This is a genomic window from Thermogemmatispora sp. (assembly GCF_019683755.1).
In the GTDB taxonomy this organism is placed as follows: domain Bacteria; phylum Chloroflexota; class Ktedonobacteria; order Ktedonobacterales; family Ktedonobacteraceae; genus Thermogemmatispora.
In genome coordinates this window covers 1-8,829 of the sequence record NZ_JADGHT010000190.1, presented here as the reverse complement: position 1 = coordinate 8,829, position 8,829 = coordinate 1, and the positions used below count along the sequence as shown (strand labels likewise).

7 protein-coding genes are annotated in these 8,829 nt (G+C 64.3%); 2 read left to right on the top strand and 5 right to left on the bottom strand.

Going from position 1 to position 8,829, the window contains the following annotated elements; genetic code table 11:
* The coding region (locus IRZ24_RS12710) for a hypothetical protein (RefSeq protein ID WP_297164811.1) at window positions 1–425 on the top strand (425 nt) is incomplete at its 5' end.
* Between the two features lie 109 nt (window positions 426–534).
* Here IRZ24_RS12710 and IRZ24_RS12705 read toward each other — a convergent pair.
* From IRZ24_RS12705 to IRZ24_RS12695, 3 genes are all read right to left on the bottom strand, one after another.
* Window positions 535–1,443, bottom strand: coding sequence for an ABC transporter permease (locus IRZ24_RS12705; RefSeq protein ID WP_297164809.1), 909 nt, complete (start codon window positions 1,441–1,443; stop codon window positions 535–537).
* Between the two features lie 5 nt (window positions 1,444–1,448).
* Window positions 1,449–2,462: an ABC transporter ATP-binding protein gene (locus IRZ24_RS12700; protein WP_297164807.1), complete on the bottom strand. Its 1,014-nt coding sequence runs from the start codon at window positions 2,460–2,462 to the stop codon at window positions 1,449–1,451.
* Window positions 2,463–2,702: 240 nt separating this feature from the next.
* A complete protein-coding gene (locus tag IRZ24_RS12695; RefSeq protein ID WP_297164806.1) occupies window positions 2,703–6,182 on the bottom strand; it encodes a LuxR C-terminal-related transcriptional regulator in 3,480 nt (1,159 codons plus the stop codon).
* A gap of 510 nt (window positions 6,183–6,692) precedes the next feature.
* On the opposite strand from IRZ24_RS12695, the gene IRZ24_RS12690 reads away from it, so the two are divergent.
* Window positions 6,693–6,914 (top strand): hypothetical protein, encoded by a 222-nt coding sequence (locus IRZ24_RS12690; RefSeq protein WP_297164805.1) that lies wholly within the window; start codon window positions 6,693–6,695, stop codon window positions 6,912–6,914.
* Between the two features lie 886 nt (window positions 6,915–7,800).
* On the opposite strand, the gene IRZ24_RS12685 is transcribed toward IRZ24_RS12690, so the two are convergent.
* Both IRZ24_RS12685 and IRZ24_RS19825 read right to left on the bottom strand, forming a co-directional pair.
* The gene (locus IRZ24_RS12685) at window positions 7,801–8,007 is read right to left on the bottom strand and encodes a helix-turn-helix transcriptional regulator (protein WP_297164803.1); all 207 of its coding nucleotides are present in this window, start codon (window positions 8,005–8,007) and stop codon (window positions 7,801–7,803) included.
* Window positions 8,008–8,095: 88 nt separating this feature from the next.
* On the bottom strand, window positions 8,096–8,404 hold the full coding sequence (locus tag IRZ24_RS19825) for a helix-turn-helix transcriptional regulator (protein WP_366914285.1): 309 nt from the start codon (window positions 8,402–8,404) through the stop codon (window positions 8,096–8,098).
* Window positions 8,405–8,829: the final 425 nt, after the last annotated feature.

Here is an 8,829-nt window from a genome sequence, read left to right as displayed (position 1 = left end):
CGGCAACGCCAACCCCCACGCCGCCTTTGGAGACGCCGACGCCGACGGTGCTGCCGCGCCTGGAACTGCACCATCATCGTTTCACTGTGAACGTCGATGCGAACGGCTTGCTGTCCAACGATGCCGAAGCCATCGCCTCGCTCAAGAGGCAGGTGCGCACTCAGGGCTTCCTGCGCGGGCGCACCGCCGGCCTGGTGATTGTCTATGATGGCGCTCCCAGCGTGGACGCCATCGGAACGGCGCTGGCTGTCTCGCGCAAGGTGATGGGCCTGCTCGCCGAGATGGGCCGCCAGGAGCGCTTTGCGTTTACCTGTACCTCCTTCTACGATCCGCTCTATACGCTGGGCCAGGATCAGGCTACTGTGACCATCGATGTCTATCTGTTTACGGAGCACCTCCAGACTTGCCCGCCGGCTCTGTTTTAGCCGCGCACGGGCGCGCTGCGCGGCTCCGCGCCGGGCCTGGCTGCTCTCAGCGGGGCGAGTGAGTCAGTGAGCCAGCGGGAGCCTCGCGCCGCTCGGACGGCCTTTCACCTTAGCGCTCGCGCTTGCTGCGCACAAAGAGAATGGTGCCTACCACCAGGCAGAGCAGCGTCAGCGCGCAGACGACTGCCAGGTTAATGACCGGCCCTTCCAAGACCACTTTCCCATATTCGGGCTGGCCACTGTAGACGACGTTGCGCAGGAGGTCGACGGCGTAGCGCAGCGGCGTGATCTTTGAAAGCAGATCCAGGTACCAGGGCAGGTCTCGCATGGGAATGAAGATGCCCGCCAGGAAGAACTGCGGGAAGAGGAGCAAAGGAATGGCCTGGTTGGCGCTGCGCTGGCTGTTGAAGAGCGAGAGGAGTAGCACCCCTAGCGCTCCGCCGGAGAAGCAGATCAGTAAGGCCACCGGTAGCAGGAGAAGCAGACCCCAGACGGAGACCGGGAAGTGAAAGAAAAAGATTCCCAGCAGCAGGATCAGTAAGCCCTGGACCAGGGCCACGACTGAGGCCCCCAGGATCTTGCCGAAGATGAGGGCATAGCGCGAGACGGGGGCGATGAGTAGCTCCTGCGTAAAGTCGTTCTCGCGGTCCTCAAGCAGCGAGAGGATGCCTTGCAGGGTGTACTGATAGAGAGTCATGGCCAGCATGCCGGTGACGGCGAAGGCCATCAGGCTGTAGCCGGCAACAGCGCCAAAGTTGCTCTGCAGTGGCCCCTCCAGCCCAAGGATGAGGAGGATGGGCATGATCACTGAGAACAGGAGAAAGGCCCCGTCCCGCAGGTAGCGCATGATTTCGCGCGCGGCGATGGTGACGATGGCGTTCCAGGTGCGGTTAAGGGGCGGCTGCGCCGGCGGCGGCTCGAGGATGCGCCGCAGCAGTTCGTCGCGCCGGCTGGCTTCAGGGGCGCCGCTAGGGACCAGGCTGGGTGTGGGCGATAGCTGATGAGCGTCTGTCGACATGGCGTTTAGGCTTCCTCGCTTTCCAGGGTGGAGCGACCGATGATCTGTAAGTAGGCTTCTTCCAGGCTGGGCGCACGCGTCTGGATCAGGCTGAGCGGCGTCTCCAGGCGCTTGAGCAGGCGCTGCACGTCGGGACCGGCCAGGGGCAGCTCGATGGCCTCTCGGCTCTCGGTGAACGGTAGGCCAAGCTGGTGTAGCTCCTGGCGTAGACGGTCCCGCTCGGGCGCGTCCAGCAGAAGACGGGCCTGCGTGAGGCTGGCTTTGAGCTGGGCCGGCGTGCCCGCGGCTGCGATCTGGCCGTGGCTCATGATGCAGACCGTATCGGCCTCTTCAACTTCTTCTAGATAGTGGGTGGTCAGAAAGATGGTTGTGCGCCCGGTGGCCCGCACCCGCCGCAGGTAGTCCCAGAGGCTATGTCGGCTCTCAGGGTCTAGCCCCGTGGTCGGCTCGTCAAGGAAGAGGACGGCTGGCCGGTGCAGCAGGCCGCGCAGGATCTCTAGCTTGCGCTTCATGCCGCCCGAGAAGGTCTTGACGGGCTTGAAGAGGCTCTCGCTGATGTCGAGTAGCTCGGCCAGGGCCTCAACTTGCTCGCGGTAAGCGGCTGGCATGAGGCGGAAGGCCGGACGATAGGGGTAGAGGCCGTAGAGGGCCACATGCAGGCGAATGTTCTCTTCGGCGGTCAGATTCTGGTCCAGGCTCGGCTTTTGAAAGACGATGCCGATCTCGCGCCGAATACGGTGCGCCTCTTTCTCCAGGTCGTGGCCGGCGATGCGCACGCGGCCCGCCGTCGGGCTGAGGGTGGTGGTCAGGATGGAGATGACGGTGGTTTTGCCGGCCCCGTTCGGCCCCAGCAGGGCGAAGAGGCTGCCGGCGGGCACGCTGAAGCTGACGCCGTCGACGGCGTTGCGTTGGGCTTTTTTGTAGCGCTTGACCAGGCCCTCAACTTCGATGACTGCTTGCTCCTCGCTTGGCCTCGCCTGGCTGGTGATCTGGTTCTGGCTGGTGATAGTGCTCTGCATCTTTCTCTTGCCTTTTTTTTAGATCCGTCGGGCTGGCCTGCGGCTTGCGCTGCCTGCAGGCCTGACAGGCGGGCCTGGCCACTCCGCTTGTGCAGGGGGGCAGGCCCTCTGGCTGTCGTTCGTTGCTAGTGTAGCGCGCGCCAGAAGCGTTGGCGTCATCCTTCTGGATGATTGCCGGGATGATTTGGGTTGTGGGCTGCTGGTTGGCTGGCTGGCGCGCGTCTGGCCGCTGGTCGATGGCTAGATGAGGCCGTAGCGACGGGCGGCGGCGATGGCGCGGTGACGGCTGTGGACATTGAGCTTTTGATAGATGTGGCGAACGTGGGTGCGCACGGTATTGACCGAGATGACGAGTTCACGGGCGATTTCGGCATTGCTGTAGCCGACGACCAGCAGGCGTAAGATGCGCAGCTCCTGGGCCGAGAATGGCTCGGGCAGGGCCGCCTCAGCGACGGCAATGATGGACGGCTGCCGACCCTGGGCGCTGGCGAAGTCCTCTAAGAGGCTCTCGGCGTAGGCGCGCAGGATCTGACCACGCACTCGCGGGAGTAGCTCGCGCAGGAGGACGGCCAGCTCCTGGCCTTCGTCAAGGAAAAGGCGACGGTGGCCCTCGACTTGCCCTTGTTCGAGGGCCTGGCAGAGATGGGTACTGGCCAGAACCGGATCGCGCTGTTGGGCGTAGGCGCGGGCTAGCAGGAGGCGGGCCTGCAACAGGCCGCGCCCGCGTCCGTAGCGCTGGGCCTGCCGCTGGATCTCGTCTAGCAGGAGGCTGGCCTGCCGGGCCTGCCCCGTCGCTAGCAGGAGGCGCGCGCTGAGAAGCTGGTATTGTTCAAGGAGCAGGCCCTGTGGCTCCTGAGAGCGGGGGGCAAGCTGACTGGCTTGCGGCTGGCTCTCGGCTGGTCCGGCACTCGCTTCGGCGGTGAGCAGCCGTGGCGCTTCTTCCCAGACCAGCGTTTGGGCGAGTTGTTCGGGGTCTGCCAGGCGGTCGCTGTCTGCCAGCCCACAGAGGCGCGCGAGTTCATAGAGGCCGTCGCGGGCCGCTTCGAGGTTGCCGCGCGCCAGCTCCAGGCGCGCCTGCCAGACCAGCAGGTCGCCGAGCAGGTAGCGGTGGAAGTCCGTGGCGGGAAAGGCGCTGGTGGCCGCCAGGAGGAGATCGCGCAGGCGGGCACAGGCCTCGTCAAGCTGACCGCGGGCCTGGCTGATCAGGGCGCGCATCTGGGCGGCCAGCAGGTTGAGCAGAGAGACCATGAAGGCCTTGCGCTCGTCATCGTCATCGTTCGCACTCTGGAAGCGGCTCAGGTCTTCCTCGAGCAGGCGAAGCTGCTCTTCGGCCCCGGCCAGGTCGTTCCAGTCGTAGAGGATCTGGCTCTGTCCCAGGTGGGCCAGCAGCGTCAGCGGGTGCTGTGCGTTGTCCTGGTGGACAAGCTGACGATAGAGGTGGGCGGCTTCGTAGAGCTGACCGCGCAGGCTGAGCACGAAGGCGCGCAGGCCGCTGACGCCTCTCGACCAGGGGTCGGCCTCGGTGCCGCTCTCGTGCATGAGGCTCTCGATCTGCTGGCTGAGTTGGTCGGCTTCAAGGAGGTGGCCGCTCTGGAGGGCATGGCCAAAGAGATGACCAAGGCAGAAGGAACGCCAATCGCTCTCGTCGGGGGCCAGGTGCTCCAGGGCGGTGCGCGCGTAGACGGCGCTCTCATAGAAGCGCCGGGCAGCCTCCGCGGGCGAGCCTGGCAGGTGCTCCAGCACGAGGACGCGACAGGCGTAGAGACGCGCCAGTCCCTCTTGATCGTTGCTCTCGCGCCATAACTCCTCGGCGCGTTTGAGCAGAGCGCTGATGCGCGCCTCTTCGGCGGAACTCAGGCGTCGCTCTCGCCGCTGGCTGCGGCGCTCCTCAAAGAGGGTCGCCAGGATGCTCAGGACACTGAGAATGCAGAGCTGGGGCCGACTCCAGGTGATCGCTTCGGGCAGGGCCGCTAGCCAGCGCCGCAGATGCTGCAGCGATGGATCGCCCTGCAGCAGGCGCAGACGCAGGGGAATGGTTCGGCGCTCGATCAGGTCGGCGAGCCATTGGCCGACGCCGGCTTGCAGGGCCAGCTCTGTGGCCTCGTCAAGCTGACCGTGGGCGGCGTACCAGCGGCTGGCCTGGTAGGCGATGAGGCGCTGCTCCTCGGCGGGGAGACGCTGCCGCGCTGCCTGCTGCAGGGCTTCGGCAAAGAGGGGATAGTAGCGATAGGTCTGCTGCTGCGGGTCCAGCACCTCGATGAAGAGGTTGCGACGCGCCAGCTCGGCCAGCAGGGCCGCGCTCTCCTGGTTCCCGCTGATGAGATGACAGAGGTCCGGCTGCAGGCTGGGCAGCCAGCAGGTGCGGAGCAGGAAGTCTTGCAGGTGGGCGGGCAGTCCCTGCAGGACTTCGCTGCTGAAGTAGTCGAAGAGGGGGAGCTGACTGCCACGGAAAGCCTTGAGCAACTGCTCTGGCTCGCTGGACGCCACGGCGCCCCCGTCGCCCCCGGCGCCCGCGCGCTCTGCGCCGAAACGGCTGTTCTCAAAGAGCAGGGTGAAGAGGCGCAGGCCTGCTGGCCAGCCGCCGATGAGCTGGTCGAGCTGCTCTTGTTGCTCGGGGGTCAGGAGAAGGCCATGAGCACGGAGAAAGGCAGCGCTCTCGGCCTGGGAGAAGCGTAGCTCCGGCCCCCGTAACTCCAGAAGGCCGCCGCCAGCGCGCAGGCTCGCCAGCGGGAGCGGCGGCTCTTCGCGCGTGAGCAGGATCAGGACCAGGCCGGCGGGGAGGTGGCTGAGCAGGAGGCTCAGGGCCTGGTGAATGGCCTCGCTCTGGATGAGATGGTAGTTGTCGAGAATCAGCAGGCCACGGGCGCCCTGCTCGTCAAGCAGGTTGAGCAGGGCGATGAGCCGCGGCGTCAGTGGGTCTGCGCTGCCCGCAACGGTCATGCTGGCGAAGCCGCCGAGGCCGCTGGTGGCGGCCAGGGGACGGGCCGGCGCCGCGCTGAGTCGCTCGCGCTCGTGAGGCGGGAGCCAGGGCGCACAGGCGGCTACCAGGTAGCGCCAGAAGCGCTGCGGCTCGTTGTCGCCCGCGTCGAGGGTCAGCCAGGCGACAGGCAGGGCCGCGCTCTCTGGCTCTCCTTGCCGCTCGGTCAGCCATTGGCGCACCAGGCTGGTCTTGCCACTGCCCGCCGGCGCGCAGAGGAGGATCAGGCGCCGCCCGCGCCCGCGCTCCAGCAGGGTCAACAGGCGTTCACGCAGGATGAGGTCGCTGGCCAGCAACGGTGGCCTGAGCTTGGTCTGCAGCAGCGGCTCACTGGCCTCGCGCTCGGCCTGCTCGTGACGCTGCCGCATCTGCTCGCGCAGTTTGCGACAGCTCAGCTCTAGTTCGGCGGCCACCGCTTCGAGTCGCTCCAGGGTCAGCCGGTTGGTCTTGCCGGCGTATTGCTTAAAGGTGCGATGGAGACAGTGACGGAAGGCGTACCAGTAGATGGGATGGCCCTTGCGGCTCTCGCGCCGCAGGGTCATCTGACCAAGTCGCCCTTTGAAGTGAAAGGCGCTCTGGCTCTCAAGCCAGAGCCGCCAGGCGTCGGCGTGACGCGGTAGGGGCTGCGCTCTGCCGCTCAGGCGGTCGCGCAGGATGTAGTCTTGTTGCTCTGCGAGCCAAACGATCTCTGTGACGCTGTAGGCTCCTGCTGCTGTCGATCGTGCTGATTCGCCGCTGTGCAAGGTTTCCTCTCCTCCCCCGGGCCTGCTCGCGCTGCGCGCGCAGGGATGCTCGTCGTCACTCTCCCTCTCCCACCGCCATCTGCGCCGTCATACCTCCGTCGCCACCGCCGCCGCGCCTCGCCACGGCGACCCGGGCTGCTCCCGATAGCCACGATACTGCACTCTTGCTCCCCTCGGCGGCATTGCTCCGTTCCTCCTCTGAGGCTCGCTCGCTGCCGTCCGGGGCGGGCGGACGCTCCCCAGCGCCTCCCGTCTTCCCCAGTATATCAAAGTTGTGGTCCGCTCTGCCAGCAGCCTTCTGGTGCCGCCAGGCGGAGGCCTCGCCTGGCGGGAGACGTCTCGGGTCGGCTCCAGTCGGCTCGGACCCCCGGCCTTGCCGCTCTCAAGGCTGGCTTGTATAATACAAGGGCAAAGATGGGCGGCTTCTCTTCCAGCGTGCTAGACGGTTGCGCCTCGTGGGCAGCGTGGTCGACCACGGGGTGGGCGAGGACGATGAGGAAGGCAATGAGAATGTCTGGTCAGCGTCAGCTACTAGCGGTGGGGCTTGGCCTGGGCCTGGCCCTGGTCGTGCTGGCCATCGTGGTCTCGGTGGGCAGCGGCCTGCTGGAGATCAGGCAGCTACCGGCCCAGCCAGCAGCCTTGGAGTGGCAGGCGGCCTGGCTCGGTCCGCTGGTGGCTCTGGTGCTGGCTGTCCTCAGCCACCTGTGGCAGCGCCCCCGCTCTCAGAGGTGAGCAGGGGCCTGGCCTCGAGAAAGCAGCAATTAGACGGTCGCCAGCGATGAAGCCCGCTTGGCGCCTTTTGAGGGCTGATGGCGGCTACACAGCGCTTCCGGCTTTGCCGGAGAGCGTGGGTAGCCGCCCTTTTTTTTATGGGCGCTGAGCCTGGTCCCGCCTGACCCGGCTCACCCGCCCGGCTATCCCGTCGCTGGCGACTCTCCGTGCAAAGCAGGGAGGTGCACCGCGAGCCGGAAGAAGGCATTTGGCTGGTGGGTATAATGAAACTAAGGCGGAGCGAGCCGCCGCTGATAGTGTCAGCATCCGCGCTCAGCTCCTTGGGAGATAGGCATAGAAAGGAGGATAGGAGATTACTGGTCGATAGCGGCTGGGACCGGTGGCGCGCGGCCCCTGCCGGACTCTGGTACGCCAGCCCTCTCTTGCCTGCACCTTGAGGGACAGCGGCCCCGTGGCGAGTCGTTCCGCTATCGTGGCCAACCCTACTCTTCTCGAGGGCTGGCCGCTTGGCCATACGTCGCTTGCTGGCGGACAGGCTAGCGCTGGCGCTGCTCGTCAGCCTGTGGCTGGGTGGCTGGGCACTCGCTCCCTCCAGAGAAAGTCGACCTGACGTCCGCTCCCCTGATACTGATCCGCGAGAGCGTGCTCTATCAGCACAATCTGGCACGTTCCCGCCTTTTCCGCCTGAAAAACTTCCTCTCACTCTCCTTACAGCTCGCAGGGGGTGGAGAGTTGCCAGGCACGGCTGAGGCCCTTGACAGGGGCCAGGCTTTGGCCTATGCTACTCCTACCTCCGAGTTTCAACGTGGCGCGCCTGGTCCGCGGATTGCCAGTTCCGCTGGCCAGGCGCGCTTTTGTCCCCGTTTGTTGTTATCCCCCAGAGAGACTAGCGATCGGGAATTTCTTCGAGAAGATCAGCCATAGAGACGTGTAAGGCGCGGGCAATTTTGGCTAACGTTGAGGCCGGAGGCATATAAGCCGGATCTCTCAGCATGCGCTTAATCATTGCCTCTGGCACTGAGGAAAGCTGAACTAGGCGCTCAGCGCTCACTCCCCGCTCCCGCAGGATTTTCCGCAACCGAAGGCGGTACACGTTGAGTCTCTCCTTGCCTTGCAAGCCATCATGAAGCAAAACAAAACCTTTGCTCATCCAGACAACCTGACTGCTCTAGCTCCGTATGTCAGTGAGTAAAGGACACATCTGCTGAACTAGAGGCGCGCCTCGTCTGAGAGGATGGCTGTGATGAAGAGATTGAAGGCTCTTGGGAGCTAGGAGCGAACGGCTGCGGGTCTGGAATCTCCTCAATCAGGTCATCGATGTGGACTTGCAATGCTTTCGCAACCTTGGCCATCGTGGCTATTGAGGGAAGATATGAAGGGTCGCGTACTAGTCGCCGTACCATTGCTTCAGTCAATGTTGTGTGCCGTGCGAGCCATGTCTGTGTGACGCCCTTCTCATGAAGGACCTCCTTGACTCGGAGACGGTACATCCTCTACTCCTTCCTGTTAGTTGCCCTTCCTTGTGTAACTGAAATCCCTAGAAACAGCCCCTCTAAAGACAAACAGCTACCTCTGATCCACTAGGCCGAAGGCTGATTCAAGGGGATGCGATTGAGCGGTGTAAACTGTCCGCTGTGCTTACTCCGCTAGAAGCAATTATAGGTGTGTACATCCCTGCAAAGAAGCCGCGTAACGATATCTATGTAATTGGATATATCAGACAAAATCGATGTAAGATGGTTGGTCTGATTAAAGGGGTCTGTTTCTTCAAAGAAGGGAAGCGAGGCCAATCCTATGCTGATCTGGCATGGTCTGGCTTCCCTTCGCATAAGAGGAGAATGAGATGGGGGAGGCAGAGCTTAGGAGGCGTTGAGACCTTATATCTCCTCATCCTCATCTGGGCTGTATTCCATAA